The following is a 16,069-nucleotide window of genomic DNA, read 5'->3' on the forward strand; positions in this document are numbered from 1 at the left end:
GGTGAGCGAATGGCCCTGTAGCGCAGTTGGTTAGCGCGCCGCCCTGTCACGGCGGAGGTCGCGAGTTCGAGTCTCGTCAGGGTCGCCAGTCTCAGGCGGCTTGTGTCTGCGGAAAGCGCAGACCAGGTCGCCTGGTGTGTTGCTGGCGGCCTCCGGCCGCGAGGCGCGGGGCCCCAACCCCACGCCCGGCTGGGGGAATCCCGCACAATGGCTCGTGTGCCGGTCGAGATGAGCCCCGAGGACTTCGACGCCCTCGTCGACCGCGCCCTCGACGGCATCCCCGAGGAGCTGGCCCGGCTGGTCCACAACGTGGTCGTGCTCGTCGAGGACGAGCCGCCCGAGGGCGAGCCCGACGACCTGCTGGGCCTGTACGACGGCGTGGCGCTCACCGAGCGCGGCGGCGGGTTCGAGCCGCAGCTGCCGGACCGGATCTTCCTGTTCCGCGGCCCGCTGCTCGACATGTGCCACGACGAGGAGGACCTGGCCGAGGAGGTCCGGATCACCGTCGTCCACGAGGTCGCCCACCACTTCGGCATCGACGACGCCCGACTCCACGACCTCGGCTACGCCTGAGCCGGAAGGGGTCAGGCCTGCAGACTGGGGCGCGTGCCGGAGCCGGTGCCGGTGCCGGTCCAGGCGACCGGCGGCGCGCCGACCGACTGGCGGCGGAACTCGCCGAGGAACCAGATCTGGAAGGAGCGCTGCTCGGGGGTGCGCGGCGCGGTCAGCAGCCGCTGGGCGCGGGAGAACTCGTCGGCCGCGTCGAGCAGGTCGATCAGGCCGCCGATCTGCCGGGCGGTCTCGCGCGGCATCCGCAGCCGCAGGTCGATGGTCTCGCGCCCGTCGGCGTGCGCCTTGTCGACCTGCTCGCGACCCATGTTGGCGCGCAGCGGCCGCTCGAGGGCGTCGAAGTGCTCCGAGAGCACCTTGGCCAGCGGGTAGTCGTCCTCGTGGGCGAGGGCGAGCAGCCGGATCTCGCGGCTCAGGTCGCGGTAGTGGCGCTGGAACCGGCCGAAGGCGCCGATCGGCACCCCGTTGATCTGGACTCCGACCTCGCCGACCCGGGTGTGGTCGGCCTGGAGCGACGGCATGCTGTGGGTCTGCTGGTACGGCGCCCCGCCGGTCTCGGACAGCTCGGGGGCCGGTTCGAACCACACCGCCTTGCCGTCCTCGTCGATCTCGGCGCCCCACGCGGCGGAGGCCCGGGCGACGATGTCGAGGCCGCGGCCGACGGTGGTGAGCGCGGCGAGCTGGTCCTCGTCGAGCGTGTCGAAGGCGTCGAGGTCGAAGGCGTCGATGTCGAAGCCACCGGCCTGGGTCGAGGGCTGCGGTGGGATCACCGAGGCGTCATGCACCTCGAACCGGGGGTGCTCGGCGGTGCCGCGGACCTGGAGCCGGATCGGGGCGATCCCGTGGAGGACCGCGTTGGTGACCAGCTCGGAGACCGCGAGCTCGGCGCAGTCGGCGAGGTCGGTGCGCCCGAGCTGACCGCAGGTCTGGACGACCCAGCGTCGTGCGTCATGCACGATGCGTGGCCCGGGGGCCAGGTCCAGGGACTGCCGGTGCTGCACGGAGGAACCTTCCGGGGTCGCGGCCCGAGTGTGCTGATCGATCTTCCGGGGTGTTGGGTGGCGTTCCCGGGTGCGATACCCCACCCGGTTGACGACTAAACCAACCTCCTCGACGTCGTTTGGTGACGGTATCGAAGGCATGTGACCTACCAGACCTTGACCTCGGGTTGGGGGTCGTGCAGGGGACGCGGAACAATGATCTCGAACCGGCGCGACGCGTCAACCAGAGGTGCTCCAGGAGGCAGCCATGGCAGCAGGCGACATCCAGCCCGACCTGCCCGATCGCATCATCGTCCCCCGCTCGGACCGTCACCAGGTCGTCGTCATCGGTTCGGGCTTCGGTGGCCTGTTCGGCACCAAGCAGCTGCGCAAGACCGACGTCGACGTGACGATGATCGCGAAGACCACCCACCACCTCTTCCAGCCGCTGCTCTACCAGGTGGCCACCGGCATCCTCTCCGAGGGTGAGATCGCCCCACCCACCCGCGAGGTCCTGGCCAACCAGAAGAACGCCCAGGTCCTGCTCGGCGAGGTCACCGACATCGACCTGGAGAACCGCCAGGTCGTCTCCCACGTGCTGGGCCGCGAGCTCGTGACGCCGTACGACTCCCTGATCGTGGCCGCCGGCGCCGGCCAGTCGTACTTCGGCAACGACCACTTCGCCGAGTTCGCGCCCGGCATGAAGAGCATCGACGACGCCCTCGAGCTGCGCGGCCGGATCTTCGGCGCCTTCGAGATGGCCGAGCTCGGCGCCTCCCGCGGTGAGAACGTCGACCACCTGCTGACCTTCGTCGTCGTCGGCGCCGGCCCGACGGGCGTCGAGATGGCCGGTCAGATCGCCGAGCTCGCCCACCGCACCCTGACCCGGGACTTCCGGGCGATCTCGACCCGGCACGCGCGGGTGATCCTGGTCGACGCGGCGCCGCAGGTGCTGCCGCCGTTCGGTCACAAGCTCGGCAAGTGGACCCAGGAGAAGCTCGAGCGACTCGGCGTCGAGGTGATGCTCGGCGCGCTGGTCTCCCAGGTCGACGAGCGTGGCCTGACGGTGAAGTACAAGGACGGCTCCGAGGAGCGCATCAACGCGGTCACCAAGGTGTGGGCCGCGGGCGTGCAGGCCAACAAGCTCGGCAAGACGCTGTCGGAGCAGACCGGCGCGCCCCTGGACCGAGCGGGCCGGATCTCGGTCAACCCCGACCTCACCCTGCCGGGCTACCCCGAGGTGTTCGTCGTCGGCGACATGATCTCGCTCGACAACCTCCCCGGTGTCGCCCAGGTGGCCATCCAGGGCGCGAAGTACGCCGCCAAGGAGATCGAGGGCCGCCTGCAGGGCAAGCCCGCGCAGCCGCCGTTCAAGTACTTCGACAAGGGCTCGATGGCGATCGTCAGCCGCTTCCGCGCGGTCGCGATGGTCGGCAAGCTCCGGCTCACCGGCATCCTCGCCTGGCTGATGTGGCTGGTCGTCCACCTCTTCTACATCACCGGCTTCAAGAACCGGGTCACCGCGGTGATGCACTGGTTCGTCTCGTTCATCGGCAAGGGCCGCTCCGAGCGCACCTCCACCGAGCAGCAGATCTTCGCCCGGGTGGCCCTGCAGCGGCTCGCCCGCGGCGCCACCGACCTGGTCTCCCAGCCCGGTGAGTACGACGAGGCGGTGCGGCGGGCCGAGCTCGAGGCGCAGGCTGCCGAGGAGGCGCGGCTCTCGGACGAGAACAAGCGTGGGGTGAAGGTCGGGGGGTGACGCCCGGCTGGATGAGAAGCCGGACCAGTCAGCTGACCTGCTCCCGAATCGCCCGCGGCAGCAGGAACACCCCCTCGGCCTCGGCGGTGACGCCGGCCGGGCCGATCAGGTGGGCCCGAGCCCAGGTCTTGATGCCGTCCTCGCGGTCGATCCACGCCTCGGCGCGCAGGTCGCCGAGGGGAGTGCCCTGTCGGTAGACGACGGTCAGCGTGCCGGTCATGCCGGGGCGGCCTGCGGCGCCGACGGCGTGCCCGAGGATCTGGTCGAGGATCAGCGACACCACCCCGCCGTGGACCAGCCCCGGCGGTCCCTCGTACGCCGCCCCGCAGTGGAAGTCCGTCTCCGCCCGCCCTGCCGGGTCGCTGGTCACGGCGAGCGGTGGGGCGATGGGGTTGCGCAGCCCGATGACCGGGTTGCCCCAGGGGCGGCGGCGTCCGCCGGTGAGGTGCTCCTGCCCGAGCGTGCGGGTACGACGGACCCTCCGCAGCCGGGCGACCGCGGCCTCGACGTCGGCCCGGGCGGCGGCGACCTCGGCCTCGTCGACGTCCGAGGTGACGCACAGGTCGACCAGCTCGCGGGCGACCTCGGCGAGCGGGCGCCAGACGGCCGCCTCCTGCTCCACCACGGCCGGGGGCGTGTCGTCGGTGTCGGGGAGGTGCCAGTTCATGCGGGTCAGAGTAGAACACGTTCTCGTTCTGTCGTGAGAAAGAGCCGTTGACCGGGATGGTGGGATGGGAGCCATGACCGCGCTCGTACCTCCCGACGTCGCCCGCTGGCAGTCCTGGGCGGCGATGGTCGAGGACTTCGGCGGGACCGACGAGATGCACGGCTCCGGCCACTGGAATCTGGAGGGCGCCCCGGTGCCGACCGAGGCCGGGTGCGCGGCGTACGTCGCGATGACCGAGCTGACCTCGGCCCCCGACCTCGACGGCACCCGGGTGCCGTCGACGTACTTCTGGATCACCGATGGCACCGGCGCGCCAAATGACGAGGTCGTCGGCTTCCTGCACCTGCGGCACCTGCTCAACGACTGGCTGCTCGACCAGGGCGGGCACATCGGGTACGCCGTGCGGCCCTCGGCCCGGCGCCGCGGCCATGCCTCGCGCGCACTGGCCCTGGGGGTCCGGGCGGCGGCCGGGCTCGGCATCGAGCGGGTGCTGGTCACCTGCGACCTCGACAACGACGCGTCGCGGCGCACCATCGAGGCCGGCGGCGGGGTGTTCGAGGACGAGCGCCAGGGCAAGCTGCGGTTCTGGATCGCTACGGCCGGGTGACCGTGTCGGCGCCCGGGCGCAGGCCGGGACGGAGCCGGTAGAGCACGGTCGTGAACCAGTGCGGGTCGACCATCGAGCGGGTGATCACGACCAGCGGCAGGCCTTCGCGCTCGATCAGCACCGTCCAGTGGCGCTCGCCCGGCTCGCCGATGATCGCGATCGGTGTGTACGGGCTGGCCAGGTCGACCAGCTCGGTCTGCCCGTTGCGCGTGATCGACAGCTGGCCGCGCCGGACGGCGAGCTCGGTCGTCGTGCAGCCCGCACGCACCGCCCACACGACGAGCAGCAGGAGGCCGAGGGTCGCCGCGACGCCGATCGAGGCGGTGGTCGGCTCCTTCGCGGCGGCGTACGACGCCCCGCCGGTGCCGATCAGCACCGCGAGCAGCACCCAGGACAGGGTGCGCCGGATGCCGCCGCGCACCGGGAACTGCGCGTCGGTGCTCGCGTTGAGCGCGGTCAGGTTGTCCTCGGGCTCGGTCCAGCGGCCGTGCTTGACCTCGGGCTCGCTGCGCACCCGCGGAGGCGGCGCCGGGCGCGTGGGGCTCGGGACGTCGGCGGGATCCGGGGCGGGCGGTGGTGCCGGGGGAGCCGAGCGGGGCGCGGGCTTCGGCTTGCGCGGCAGGTCGGCGCGCAGCGCCTCCACGACGGAGCGGCCTAGGTCGGTGCTGTCGAGCCCACCGGCCCGCGCGATCCGCGAGGGCGGCTCGGGCGGCGTCTCGACCCCGAGGGCGTCGAGCACCGAGCGGCCGGCCTTCAGCGAGTCGGCGCGCCCCTGGGGCGTCGTGCCGGGGGCGGGCGGCGGGGGAGTCGGCGGAGGTACGGCGCCACGGGGTGCGCCGACGACCCGGGCATCGCGGGCATAGGTCCCGCGCTTGTCCAGCCAGGTCCGGATGCTCTCGGTGTCCGGCCCGAACTCGTCCTTGCTCCCCACGAGCGAGTTCCTCTCTCGTTCCCTCTCCCGCGGCCAGGGTACCGGGGTGGGTCCCGGGTCGTCCTCGGTCCGGCGGTCCCGTCCAGATGGCCCGAACGAGCCATGCGGGCCGGCTCCCGCGGAGGACACGGTAGATTTGAGATCGATTCCCAGTCCGTTCGACCCGATCGCACCAGGAGGCCCGGTGCCCGACACCGACGCGCGCCCGACCGCGCTCCGGCCGACCCGCCAGCGCCGGGCGATCACCGACGCCCTGGCCGGCGCCGCCGACTTCCAGAGCGCGCAGGAGATCCACGACAGCCTGCGGCGCACCGGCGACAAGGTGGGCCTGGCCACGGTCTACCGCACCCTGCAGGCGATGGCCGAGAGCGGCGAGGTCGACGTACGCCACAACCCGGCCGGCGAGGCGACGTACCGCCGCTGCAGCGACTCCCACCACCATCACCTGGTCTGCCGCTCCTGCGGCCGCACCGTCGAGATCACCGGGTCCGCGGTCGAGCGGTGGGCGCGCGCCGTCGCCGACGAGCACGGGTTCACCGAGGTCAGTCACACGGTGGAGCTGGTCGGCCTGTGCGCGGAGTGCGCGCAGCGGCAGTCGGGGTAGGCCGTGTCGGGCTCGAACCGACGACCCTCGGATTAAAAGTCCGGTGCTCTACCAACTGAGCTAACGGCCCGGGCTGAGCCTATCGAGCGTGCCTCGGCGTGGTGGCGGCGGCCGCCGGTCGGTCCAGTTGTGCCTTGATCTCCGTCTTGAGCACCTTGCCGACCTTCGAGCGCGGCAGGTCCGCCCAGATCTCCACCTGCTTGGGCGTCTTGACGCTGCCGATCCGCTCCTTGACGAACGCTCGCACGTCCTCGGGCGTGACCGAGTGGCCCGCTCGCAGCTGCAGGACGGCGGTGAGGCGCTCGCCCCACTTCTCGTCGGGCAGCCCGACCACCGCGCAGTCGGCGATCGCGGGGTGGGCCATCAGGGCCTGCTCGACCTCGGTGGAGTAGACGTTGAAGCCGCCGGTGATCACCATGTCCTTGGCCCGGTCGACGATGTGGAGGAAGCCCTCCTCACCCGGTTCGTTGCTGAGGTAGCCGATGTCGCCGGTGTGGTGCCAGCCGTGTGCCGACGCCTCGGCCGTCGCCTCGGGGTTCCGGTAGTAGCCGCGCATCACCAGGGAGCTGCGCACCACGATCTCGCCCCGCTCGCCGTCGGGGAGCAGGCTGCCGTCGTCGGCCATCACCGCCACCGTCACCAGCGGCGCCGGCCGGCCCGCCGACGAGAGCCGCTCGAGTGCGATCGAGCCGTCGGCGCGGTAGTGGTCGCGGGGCGCCATCGTGGAGATCATCATCGGCGCCTCGGTCTGGCCGAACAGCTGGGCCATCACCGGGCCGATCCGGGTCAGCGCCTCCTCCAGCCGCCGGGCCGACATCGGCGCGGCGCCGTACCAGAAGCACTGGAGGCTGCTGAGGTCGGTGGTCTCGAGGGCGGGATGGTCGAGGACCATGTAGATCAGCGTCGGCGGCAGGAAGGTGTGCGTCACCTGCTCCGACGCCACCAGGTCCAGGAAGGCGCCGACGTCCGGCGTCCGCATCACCACGATCGACCCGCCGGAGGCGAGCACCGGGAAGCAGAGCACGCCGGCGGCGTGGGTGAGCGGAGCCAGGGCGAGGTACGTCGGCCGGTTGGGCCGCGCGGGCCACGGGTAGCTCATCAGGGTGAGCGCCGTCATCGTCTCCAGGTTGGTGCCGGTGAGCATCACGCCCTTGGGCCGCCCGGTGGTGCCGCCGGTGCCGACGATCATGGCCAGGTCGTCGTCTGGACCGGCGTCTCGTGACGGTCGCTGCGCAACCTCCTCGACGTCTGGGGTGGCGAGGAAGTCGTCCCAGGACAGCGCCCACTCGAGGTCCGCGTCGAGGCAGACCAGCGTGGTGATCGCCGGCAGGTCGCCGCGGATCCGGTCCACGAGGTCGGCGTAGGACGCCTGGAAGACCAGCGCCGAACAGTCGAACAGGTCCAGCAGCTCGCGGTTCTCGTCGGCCTCGTTGCGTGGGTTGATGGGGCACCACACCGCCCCGGCGCTGCTGATCCCGAAGACGCAGGTGAAGGCCACCGGGTCGTTCGCGGACAGGATCGCGACCTTGTCGCCGGGCCGCACGCCCTGTCCTGCGAGGGCGGACGCGATCCGATCGGCGAGGCCTCCCACCTCGTCGTACGTCCACGTCCGCCCGTCGCAGACCAGGCAGGGCGCGTCGCCCCCCAGCGACGCCCCCTTGTCCAGGTAGTCGACCAGTCGCACCGGCCCGCTCTCCTCAGCCCTCGACCGTGAGCACCGGCTCGGCGACCAGGCCGAACGCGCGCAGCTGGCCGAGGAGCGCGCGGTGACCGAACGCCTTGCAGCCCGAGGCGAACCCGACCCGCAGCGGGGGCTGCTGGAGCAGCGAGTACGCCGCGTAGGCCTGCAGCAGACCGGTCTGCTTGTAGTTCTGGTTGCCGTGGATCACGCAGTGCGCGCGGCCCAGCGGTCCCGAGGCGTGGACCGAGTCGAGCGACTTGTTGAGCCGGGGGTTCTCGCGCGGCGGCATCTGGTTCATCACCTGCGCCGCGGTCGCGGTCAGCGCCTCGTCGCGCTCCGACTCCGACATGTCCTTGGTCGCCTCCAGGGCGCCGGCGACGATCTGCGGGACGCCGTTCATCAGCGCCGCGTTGAAGACACCGCCCTGGGCCTTGCAGTTCGCCACGCGGGGGTCCTTGCGGTACCAGACCGGGTGCGAGGTGCCGCCCCACGGCAGGGAGAGCGCGAGCTCGTGCTGACCGGGTACGACCAGGGGCACCAGGCCCTGCGTGGGGTCGAACTCGACGTACTGGTTCTGCTGGAGGAAGTGGGCTCGCGACGTCGCGGCGTTGACCAGGATGGTCTGCGTGGAGGCGATCGTGGGGGAGCCTCCCCAGAACACCGCGATGTCGAGGGTGTCCAGGCCCGGCCTCTCGAGGCACAGCTCGGCCGCGATCTCGCCGGTGGTGTACATCTGCGCGATGCCGGGGGAGAGCAGCAGTCCGGCGGCCGCGAAGTCGGCGCCGTACCTCTCCTCGCAGGTGATCAGCCAGTCCTGCTCGCCGGTGGTGTCGAGGTAGTGGGTGCCGGCGGCCAGGCAGGCCTCGACGACCTCGGGGCCGTGCTTGCTGAACGGGCCGACCGTGTTGCACACGACGGACGCGCCGCGGAAGAGCTCGGTGAGCTCCTCGACGGCGTGGCCGACCTCGACCACCTCGTGGTCGGCGGTCTCGATGCCGGGGACGTGGGCGTCCATCGAGTCCTTGAGCTTGTCGGCCGAGCGGCCGGCGGCGACGAAGGGGACGCCGAACTCGCGCAGGTACTCGCAGATCAGCCGGCCGGTGTAGCCGGAGGCGCCGTAGACGACGACGGGCTTGTCGGTGGTCATCTCACATCCCCATTCCGCCGTCGACCGGGAGGCCGGCGCCGTTGACGAACCGCGCCCGGTCGGAGGCGAGGAAGGCGACCGCGTCGGCGATCTCGTCCTCGGTGGCCAGCCGTCCCGAGGGGGTCAGCGCGACGACGCCCGCCACCGCCTCCTCGGGTGAGGGGAACAGGCCGAGGGCGGTCATCTCGTTGGCGAGGCCGGCGCCCATCTCGTTGGGGACCAGGCCCGGGTAGACGCAGTTGACCCGGACGCCGAGCCCGAGCTTGCCGCTCTCCATCGCGGCGATCCGGGTGATCCGGTCGACGGCCGACTTGGAGGCGGAGTACGCCGACAGCGCCGGGAACGCTATCGTCGCGGCGACCGACGCGATGTTGATGACGACCCCGCCCTTCCCGGCCGCGCCGCCCGGCCCCATGGTGCGGAAGGCGTGCTTGATGCCGAGCGAGGTGCCGACCACGTTCACGTCGAGGATGCGTCGGACGACGTCGGGGTCGAGGTCGACGAAGAGCCCGGCGATCTCGATGCCGGCGTTGTTGACGACGATGTCGAGCCCGCCGGTCTCGCGCACCGCCTGGGCCACGGCCGCCTCCCAGGAGGCGTCGTCGGTGACGTCGAGGTGAACGAAGGCGCCGCCCACCGCGTCGGCGACGGTCTTTCCCTTGTCGTCTTGCAGGTCGGCGACCACGACGGTCGCGCCGGCCGCTGCGAGGTGCTCGGCGAACTTCCGGCCCAGGCCCTGGGCGCCGCCGGTGACGAGCGCCGTGCGCCCGGACAGTTCGGCTTCGGTCATGGTGTGCGACTCCTTCGTCGACATGGGGTGACGTGGGCCACACAACCCCGCCTCCTTGACGACTGTCAAGACTTCTCTTGACAATCGTCAAGAAAAATCTGGGCGATCGTCCAGAGAACCCGGAGGGGCGCGGTAGGGTCGGGCCCCATGACGACAGCGACCGCGCGTCGTACGCCCGCCGACAAGCACGACGAGCGCCGCCGCGCCCTGGCCGACTCGGCCCTGCGCACCCTCGGCGAGCTCGGCTACGCCCGCGCGAGCCTGCGCGAGATCGCCAACAACTCCGAGTTCTCCCACGGCGTCGTCCACTACTACTTCACCGACAAGCTCGACCTGATCGTCTACTGCGTACGCCAGTACAAGGCGACCTGTGTCCACCGCTACGACGACGTGGTCGCCGACGCGACGAGTGCCGAGGGCCTGGTCGCGGCGTTCGCCGACAAGCTCGTCGAGACCATCGTCGACGAGGCGCCGATGCACCGTCTCTGGTACGACCTGCGCTCCCAGAGCATGTTCGAGGAGAGCCTGCGCGAGGCCGTCCTCCAGATCGACCAGACGCTCGAGGACATGGTCTGGCGGGTCGTGTCGACGTACGCCGACCTCGCCGGCCGCCCCGCCGCGATGACCCCCCATGTCGCCTACGGCCTGCTCGACGGCCTGTTCCAGCAGGCGCTGCTCGGCTACCTGTGCGAGCGGGAGGGTGTGCTCGACGACCTGCGCGCCCAGGTCCGCGCGCTGATGCCGGTGCTGCTGGGCCACCCGCTCACGGCACCACCAGGACCGGCCAGCGACGCAGCCGCATCAGCTGGACCGGCAGTGGACCGCCGGGCCGCAGGTACGCGTGCTGGCGCGACGAGCCGAGCACCACGAGACCGGCCGACAGCTCCTCGCTGACCTCGGCGATCACCCGCGCGGGTGGGCCGGTCCGCACGAACAGCTCCACGTCGACCGGCCAACTGGTGGTCGCGATCGCCCGGCGCAGCTCGCGCTCGATCTCGTCCTGCCCCTCGATCGCTGCGCGCACCGCCTGCTCCTGGCCGAGCGAGGCCTCCACGCTGAGGTCGCGGGCCAGGACCAGCGCCAGCCGGCTGCCCTGCCGGCGGGCCAGGCCGGCGGCGTACGCGCCCGCCCGCTCGGAGGTCACGCTCCCGTCGACGCCGGCCACGATCCAGGCGGTGCCGTCACGCCCGAGCTCGAAGCCGGTGCCGGGCTGGTGGGTCACGGGGTCAGGGTACGACGCCCGACCGGCGTCAGGCCTGGTCCCGCACGGCGGGGCCGAGGGGAGTGCCGAGCGGCGGGCCGGGGCACGGCCGCGGTGAACCTCCCTCGGCGTCGGCCTGTCCCCAGTCGACGGTGAGCCCGGCAGACGTGAGCACGGTGACCACGGCCTGCCGCGGCGGTGTGCCGTGGCTGTCGAGCACCCGGCCGCGCACGAGGTGGGACTGCGCGGTGTTCTCAGCGCCCGAGCGGTCGGCCTCCTCGACGTACTCCCGCATGCGCAGCATGGGAACGCCGATCGCGGCCGTGGCCAGCGCCGCGGCGGCGGCCAGCCAGAGGATCAGCCGCAGGTCGTCGAAGGCGGGGAGCTCGCGGCCGCCGACCACCATCACCGACGCGGTGCTGATCGCCGCGCTCGCGCGAGGATCTCGGCTACGACGCCGGAGGTCCGGAGTTCCTCCGGTTTCGGCGGAGAGTGGGGGAGCGCGGCTGGTTCGGGGTGGGGTGGCCGAAGGAGTTCGGCGGCCTCGGTCTCGGTCCGGTCGAGCAGCAGATCATGTTCACCGAGTTCGAGTACGCGGGCGCCCCGAGCCGCGACTTGACGGTGGAGTCGATCGCGCCCATGATCCTGCGCCACGGGACCGACCGGAACCGTGAGGAGTTCCTTCCCGCGATCGCGAGTGGCGACCTGATCTTCTCCGTCGGCTACTCCGAGCGGGAAGCGGGCTCCGATCTCGCGAGCCTGCGGACCCGTGCTCGCGTCGACGGCGAGGAGTGGGTGATCGACGGGCACAAGATCTGGAACAGCTACGCCCACTTCGCCACGCACGAGTGGCTCTGCGTCCGGACCGACCCGGACGCGCCCAAGCACCGAGGCATCTCCGTGATCGTCGTACCGATCGCGACTCCGGGCGTGGAGGTCCATCCGATCCAGACGTGGTGCGACTATCGCACCAACGAGACTTTCTTCGACGGTGTACGAGTGCCGCGGAGCAACCTGATCGGGGAGCTCAACCGCGGTTGGCAGTACATCACCGGCGCCCTCGACCTGGAGCGGTCCACGATCTCCAACGCCGGCCGCTATCGCCGTGCGGTGGACGACCTGCTCGCGCTTGCCCAGCAGCCACGCCCCGACGGCCTGGTTCCGGTCGACGACCCGCTCACGCGACACAAGCTCGCCCAGCTCGACGCCGACGTCGAGGTCGCTGAGCTGCTCGCCTGCAGGGGGCCTCACTGCTCACGTCGGGCGGGATCCCGACTATCGAGGTGACCGCTCAGAAGATCTACGCCACGGAGCTCTGCCAGCGCATCGCTCACGTGGCGACGCAGATCCTGGGAGTCGACGGACTGCTGAGCCGCAGAAGCGTCGACGCCATCGCAGGGGGTGCCTACGAGCGGATGTACCGCTACGCCCCTGTCCTGAAGTTCGGCGGCGGCTCCAACGAGATCCTGCGCGACGTCATCGCCCAACGCGGCTACGGCATGCCGGCCTATGGGCGCTGAGACCGGCGCTGGCCCGCGGCTCGGGCTCCGGCTCAGCTACTGGGAGCGCACCATGCCCACCGATGTCGGCGATCGGGTCCGTCGCGCCGAGGCCGCGGGCTACGACTCGGTCTGGACGGCGGAGTCGTACGGCTCGGACTGCTTCACGCCGCTTGCCTGGCACGGCTCCGACACATCGAGGATCCGGCTGGGGACCGCCGTCGCCCAGATCGCCGCTCGCTCGCCCGCGGCGACGGCGATGAGCGCCATGACGCTCGACCACCTGACTGGTGGACGCGTCGCCCTCGGCCTGGGCGTCTCCGGGCCGCAGGTGGTGGAGGGCTGGCACGGGCGGCCGTTCGTCAAGCCGCTGGCCCAGCTGCGGGAGTACGTCGCCATCGTGCGCTCGATCATCGAACGGCACGGCCCCACCACCTATCCGGGGGAGCACTACCGCCTCCCGGCGCTCGGGGGCTCCGGCCTCGGCAAGCCGCTGAAGTCGATGATCCACCCGCTGCGCGAGCGGATTCCGATCCTGCTCGGCGCCGAGGGGCCGCAGAGCATCGCGCTGGCAGCGGAGATCGGCGACGGCTGGCTGCCTGTGTTCTTCGCGCCCGACCAGGACGAGTGGTACCGCGAGCAGCTCGGGCGAGGGTTCGAGCGCGGCAGCCACCGCCGTCCCGAGGACTTCGAGGTGGCCGGGCAGGTTCCGGTGTTCGTGGGCGACGACCTCGAGGCCTGTGCCGATGAGCTGCGGCCCGCGCTGGCGCTCTACGTGGGTGGGATGGGCGCGCGGACCGCGAACTTCCACCGCGACGCCTTCGTCAGGATGGGCTTCGGGCACGAGTGCGACCGAATCCAGGACCTCTACCTGGGCGGGGACAAGGAGGCGGCCGCGGCGGCTGTCCCGGTCGAGATGGTGGAGGCGATCGCGCTCATCGGTCCGCCGTCGAAGATCAGGGCCGAGCTGCCGCGCTGGCGCTCGTCGGTGCTGACGACGTACGTCGTGCGCTGCCGGCCGGACGACATCGAGATCGTCGCCGGCCTGCTGTCCTGAACGGGATCAGACCGCGGCGAGGCCCCCGTCGACCAGCAGTGTCGTTCCGGTCACGTAGGACGACGCCGAGCTGGCGAGGAACAGCAGCGCGGCGTCGAGCTCGTGGAGCTCGCCGAACCGACCCAGCATGCTGTGCTGCTCGACCATCGCGGTCAATGCCCCCGTGCCCCGCGCCGTCAGCTCGCTGTGGAAGTAGCCCGGGCACAGCGCGTTCACCCGGATCCCCTTGGTTCGCGACCACTGCTGCGCGAGGTCGCGCGTCAGCCCGATGAGTCCGGCCTTGCTGGCGGCGTACGAGGCCTGCGGGAACCGTGACGCGACGAGGCCATGCACGCTCGCGACGTTCACGATGCTCGAGCCGGGAGGCATCGCGTCGGCGCATGCCTGGGACATCCAGAACGCCGCATTGAGATTGACGTCGACGACGCGCCGGAAGTCGTCCGGCGCCTCCTCCGACGCCGGCCGCGCGTTGGCGGTGCCCGCGTTGTTGACCAGGACGTCCACCCGTCCGAACCGCTCGGTGGCCACCCGGGCCAGTGCCCGGCACTGGTCCGGGTCACCGACGTCCGTCTCCCGGATCTCGACCATGCCGCCATGCGCCCGCAGCTCCTCGGCAGCCGTCATCAGGCGATCGATGCGCCGTGCGCCGAGTACGAGGGTCGCGCCGGCCGCCGCCGCGACGTGCGCGAAGCGCAGGCCGAGGCCCGAGCTCGCGCCGGTGATGACGACGACGTCGCCGCGGAGGCTGAAGAGCGGGGGCAGCGACTGCGCGAGAGGGGGGACGTCGGCGAGCATGACACCACGGTCGCCTCTCGACCTCCGGCTGCCCAGGGTCCCCGGGGCCCGGCTGATGTCCGGTCGTCCGCTGCGGCCTCACGAGCAGCTCCTCGACCTCCGATCAGTAGACGTCGCGGACGTACCGTTTGTCCTTCGCCATGGCCTTGACATACCTGGCCGCGTTGTCGTCGCTCAGCCGCCCGTGGACCCGGGCGATGTCGTGGAGCGCCTGGTCGACGTCCTTGGCCATCCGGCTGGCGTCGCCGCACACGTAGAGGTGGGCGCCCTGCTCGAGCCACGCCCACACCTGGGCGCCGTGCTCGCGGAGCCGGTCTTGGACGTAGACCTTCTGGCGCTGGTCGCGGGAGAAGGCGAGGGTGAGGTGGGTCAGGAATCCGTCGCGCCACGACTCCAGCTCGTCACGGTAGTAGAAGTCGGTCTCGGAGTTCCGGTCGCCGAAGAACAGCCAGTTGGGGCCGGGTGCCCCAGTGCCTGGCGCTCCTGGAGGAAGCCGCGGAAGGGCGCGATCCCGGCGCCGGGGCCGACCATGAGCATCGGGGTGTCGGCCGACTCCGGCGGCCGGAAGTGGCCGGTGGGCTGGACGAAGACGGGCACGTCCGCGTCGTCGCTGTGGTCGGCGAGGAAGGTCGAGCACACCCCGTTGCGGACCTGCCCGTCGTACTCGAAGCGCACGGCGGATACGGTGAGCTGCACCTCGTCGGGATGGGCCATCGGGCTGGACGAGATCGAGTAGAGACGGGGCTGGAGCCGCTTGAGCACGGTGAGCCAGTCCTCGACCGAAGCGGTGGTGGGGTACGCCGCGAGGACGTCGACGGCCTGCTTGCCCCACAGCCACTGCTGGAGGCTCATCTTGTTGCCGGAGCGGAGCAGGGTGGCCAGGTCGCGGTCGCCGGCGCGCTCGTTGACGAAGCGGAGCAGGTCGGTGGTGATGTTGACGATCTCGAGGTGGCGGGTGGCGGCCTCGCGCAGGGACACGGTCCCGACGCCGTCGAGGTCGACCGCGGTGTCGCCGTCGAGGCCGGTGCGCGCGAGCCAGGAGTCGACCGCGGCGGGGCTGTTGAGCGGTCGCACGCTCAGCGCGTCGCCGGCCCGGTAGGTGAAGCCGGGCGCGGTCGCGAAGCCGAACTGGCGCACGTCCTTGGTCGAGCCGGAGCCGCCGAGCGCCTGGTTGCGGACGACGCGGGTCAGCAGCGGTGCCTGGCGCCCGTACGACGGGCCGGGTACCGCCGTGGGGGTGGCGACCGGCGGGGGCGAGGTGGGGGCGATCCCGGCGGCCACCCGGGCGAACCAGGCGTTCGCGGGCTCGCTGTCGCCGGGCTCGCAGTCGGCACGCTCGGTGATCGGCGCCGCGCCGAGCTCGGCCATCCGGGCGTCGAGGCGGCGGCCGTGGCCGCAGAAGTCGTCGTAGCTGGAGTCGCCGAACGCCAGGACGGCGTACCGCACGCTCTCGAGGCGGGGCACGCCGTCGGCGGCGAGCGCGCTCCAGAAGGCCTCGCCGTTGTCGGGGGACTCGCCGTCGCCGAACGTGCTGCTGACCAGCAGGACGATGCCGGTGGAGGGGAGCGCGGCGACGTCGTACTCGTCCATGTCGACCAGGTCCACCTCGTGACCGCTGCTGCGCAGCTTGTCGGCGTAGGCGACGGCGTGCTCCTCGGCGTTGCCGGTCTGGGAGGCCCAGAGCACGAGGACCCCCGGCTGCGTCGGTGGGGTAGGCGCGGTGGCCCGGTCGTGGGCGCCGGCGTGGCGAGGCCGGCGAGCATGCCGTCAAGCCAGGCCCG

General features: G+C 71.8%; 16 protein-coding genes, 2 tRNA genes and 2 pseudogenes. 8 read left to right on the forward strand and 12 right to left on the reverse strand.

Annotation, left to right across the window (positions count from 1 at the left end; genetic code table 11):
* Window positions 1-11: 11 nt before the first annotated feature.
* Both ACUP6Y_RS03850 and ACUP6Y_RS03855 read left to right on the forward strand, forming a co-directional pair.
* Window positions 12-88: transfer RNA gene (locus ACUP6Y_RS03850), tRNA-Asp, on the forward strand.
* A 119-nt stretch (window positions 89-207) separates the two neighbouring features.
* Entirely contained in the window at window positions 208-573 is a 366-nt protein-coding gene (locus ACUP6Y_RS03855; RefSeq protein ID WP_462554303.1) for a metallopeptidase family protein, read from the forward strand.
* 11 nt (window positions 574-584) lie between these two features.
* On the opposite strand, the gene ACUP6Y_RS03860 is transcribed toward ACUP6Y_RS03855, so the two are convergent.
* Complete coding sequence (locus tag ACUP6Y_RS03860) at window positions 585-1,571, reverse strand: ATP-binding protein (protein WP_462554304.1); 987 nt, start codon at window positions 1,569-1,571, stop codon at window positions 585-587.
* 247 nt (window positions 1,572-1,818) lie between these two features.
* Here ACUP6Y_RS03860 and ACUP6Y_RS03865 point away from each other — a divergent pair, with 247 nt between their 5' ends.
* Entirely contained in the window at window positions 1,819-3,309 is a 1,491-nt protein-coding gene (locus tag ACUP6Y_RS03865) for an NAD(P)/FAD-dependent oxidoreductase (protein ID WP_462554305.1), read from the forward strand.
* Between the two features lie 28 nt (window positions 3,310-3,337).
* On the opposite strand, the gene ACUP6Y_RS03870 is transcribed toward ACUP6Y_RS03865, so the two are convergent.
* Complete coding sequence (locus ACUP6Y_RS03870) at window positions 3,338-3,976, reverse strand: PaaI family thioesterase (RefSeq protein ID WP_462554306.1); 639 nt, start codon at window positions 3,974-3,976, stop codon at window positions 3,338-3,340.
* A gap of 73 nt (window positions 3,977-4,049) precedes the next feature.
* On the opposite strand from ACUP6Y_RS03870, the gene ACUP6Y_RS03875 reads away from it, so the two are divergent.
* Window positions 4,050-4,583, forward strand: a complete 534-nt coding sequence (locus ACUP6Y_RS03875) for a GNAT family N-acetyltransferase (RefSeq protein WP_462554307.1) — start codon at window positions 4,050-4,052, stop codon at window positions 4,581-4,583.
* Here the strand turns inward: ACUP6Y_RS03875 and ACUP6Y_RS03880 are convergent.
* Entirely contained in the window at window positions 4,570-5,514 is a 945-nt protein-coding gene (locus tag ACUP6Y_RS03880) for a hypothetical protein (protein WP_462554308.1), read from the reverse strand. The two genes, ACUP6Y_RS03875 and ACUP6Y_RS03880, sit on opposite strands and share 14 nt — an antisense overlap.
* A gap of 184 nt (window positions 5,515-5,698) precedes the next feature.
* Between ACUP6Y_RS03880 and ACUP6Y_RS03885 the strand changes: the two genes are divergently transcribed.
* Entirely contained in the window at window positions 5,699-6,118 is a 420-nt protein-coding gene (locus tag ACUP6Y_RS03885; RefSeq protein ID WP_462554309.1) for a Fur family transcriptional regulator, read from the forward strand.
* Here ACUP6Y_RS03885 and ACUP6Y_RS03890 read toward each other — a convergent pair.
* The 4 genes from ACUP6Y_RS03890 to ACUP6Y_RS03905 form a co-directional block, all read right to left on the reverse strand.
* Window positions 6,116-6,188, reverse strand: a tRNA-Lys gene (locus ACUP6Y_RS03890). The genes ACUP6Y_RS03885 and ACUP6Y_RS03890 overlap by 3 nt on opposite strands.
* Window positions 6,189-6,197: 9 nt before the next feature.
* A complete protein-coding gene (locus ACUP6Y_RS03895; protein WP_462554310.1) occupies window positions 6,198-7,802 on the reverse strand; it encodes an acyl-CoA synthetase in 1,605 nt (534 codons plus the stop codon).
* Between the two features lie 13 nt (window positions 7,803-7,815).
* A complete protein-coding gene (locus ACUP6Y_RS03900) occupies window positions 7,816-8,946 on the reverse strand; it encodes a DUF5938 domain-containing protein (protein ID WP_462554311.1) in 1,131 nt (376 codons plus the stop codon).
* Window position 8,947: 1 nt separating this feature from the next.
* A complete protein-coding gene (locus ACUP6Y_RS03905; protein ID WP_462554312.1) occupies window positions 8,948-9,736 on the reverse strand; it encodes an SDR family NAD(P)-dependent oxidoreductase in 789 nt (262 codons plus the stop codon).
* A 147-nt stretch (window positions 9,737-9,883) separates the two neighbouring features.
* Here ACUP6Y_RS03905 and ACUP6Y_RS03910 point away from each other — a divergent pair, with 147 nt between their 5' ends.
* On the forward strand, window positions 9,884-10,630 hold the full coding sequence (locus tag ACUP6Y_RS03910; RefSeq protein ID WP_462554313.1) for a TetR/AcrR family transcriptional regulator: 747 nt from the start codon (window positions 9,884-9,886) through the stop codon (window positions 10,628-10,630).
* Here ACUP6Y_RS03910 and ACUP6Y_RS03915 read toward each other — a convergent pair.
* A pseudogene (locus ACUP6Y_RS03915) lies at window positions 10,563-10,958 on the reverse strand (universal stress protein); the annotation flags it as partial. The gene ACUP6Y_RS03910 and the pseudogene ACUP6Y_RS03915 sit on opposite strands and share 68 nt — an antisense overlap.
* Before the next feature lie 28 nt (window positions 10,959-10,986).
* Window positions 10,987-11,346 carry a hypothetical protein gene (locus tag ACUP6Y_RS03920; RefSeq protein WP_462554314.1) on the reverse strand — a complete coding sequence of 120 codons (360 nt, stop codon included), beginning with the start codon at window positions 11,344-11,346 and terminating at the stop codon, window positions 10,987-10,989.
* 83 nt (window positions 11,347-11,429) lie between these two features.
* Between ACUP6Y_RS03920 and ACUP6Y_RS03925 the strand changes: the two are divergent.
* Together ACUP6Y_RS03925 and ACUP6Y_RS03930 are read left to right on the forward strand one after the other, a co-directional pair.
* A pseudogene (locus tag ACUP6Y_RS03925) lies at window positions 11,430-12,457 on the forward strand (acyl-CoA dehydrogenase family protein).
* A complete protein-coding gene (locus ACUP6Y_RS03930) occupies window positions 12,447-13,493 on the forward strand; it encodes an LLM class F420-dependent oxidoreductase (protein ID WP_462554315.1) in 1,047 nt (348 codons plus the stop codon). Before ACUP6Y_RS03925 ends, ACUP6Y_RS03930 begins: the two are co-directional and overlap by 11 nt.
* 6 nt (window positions 13,494-13,499) lie before the next feature.
* On the opposite strand, the gene ACUP6Y_RS03935 is transcribed toward ACUP6Y_RS03930, so the two are convergent.
* The 3 genes from ACUP6Y_RS03935 to ACUP6Y_RS03945 all read right to left on the reverse strand — a co-directional run bounded on the left by ACUP6Y_RS03935 (window position 13,500) and on the right by ACUP6Y_RS03945 (window position 15,974).
* Window positions 13,500-14,288, reverse strand: a complete 789-nt coding sequence (locus ACUP6Y_RS03935) for an SDR family NAD(P)-dependent oxidoreductase (protein ID WP_462554316.1) — start codon at window positions 14,286-14,288, stop codon at window positions 13,500-13,502.
* Between the two features lie 103 nt (window positions 14,289-14,391).
* A complete protein-coding gene (locus ACUP6Y_RS03940; RefSeq protein WP_462556612.1) occupies window positions 14,392-14,736 on the reverse strand; it encodes a hypothetical protein in 345 nt (114 codons plus the stop codon).
* Window positions 14,658-15,974 carry a diflavin oxidoreductase gene (locus tag ACUP6Y_RS03945; RefSeq protein ID WP_462554317.1) on the reverse strand — a complete coding sequence of 439 codons (1,317 nt, stop codon included), beginning with the start codon at window positions 15,972-15,974 and terminating at the stop codon, window positions 14,658-14,660. Before ACUP6Y_RS03945 ends, ACUP6Y_RS03940 begins: the two co-directional genes overlap by 79 nt.
* Between the last annotated feature and the right edge of the window lie 95 nt (window positions 15,975-16,069).

It is taken from the genome of Nocardioides sp. S5-5, assembly GCF_054954065.1.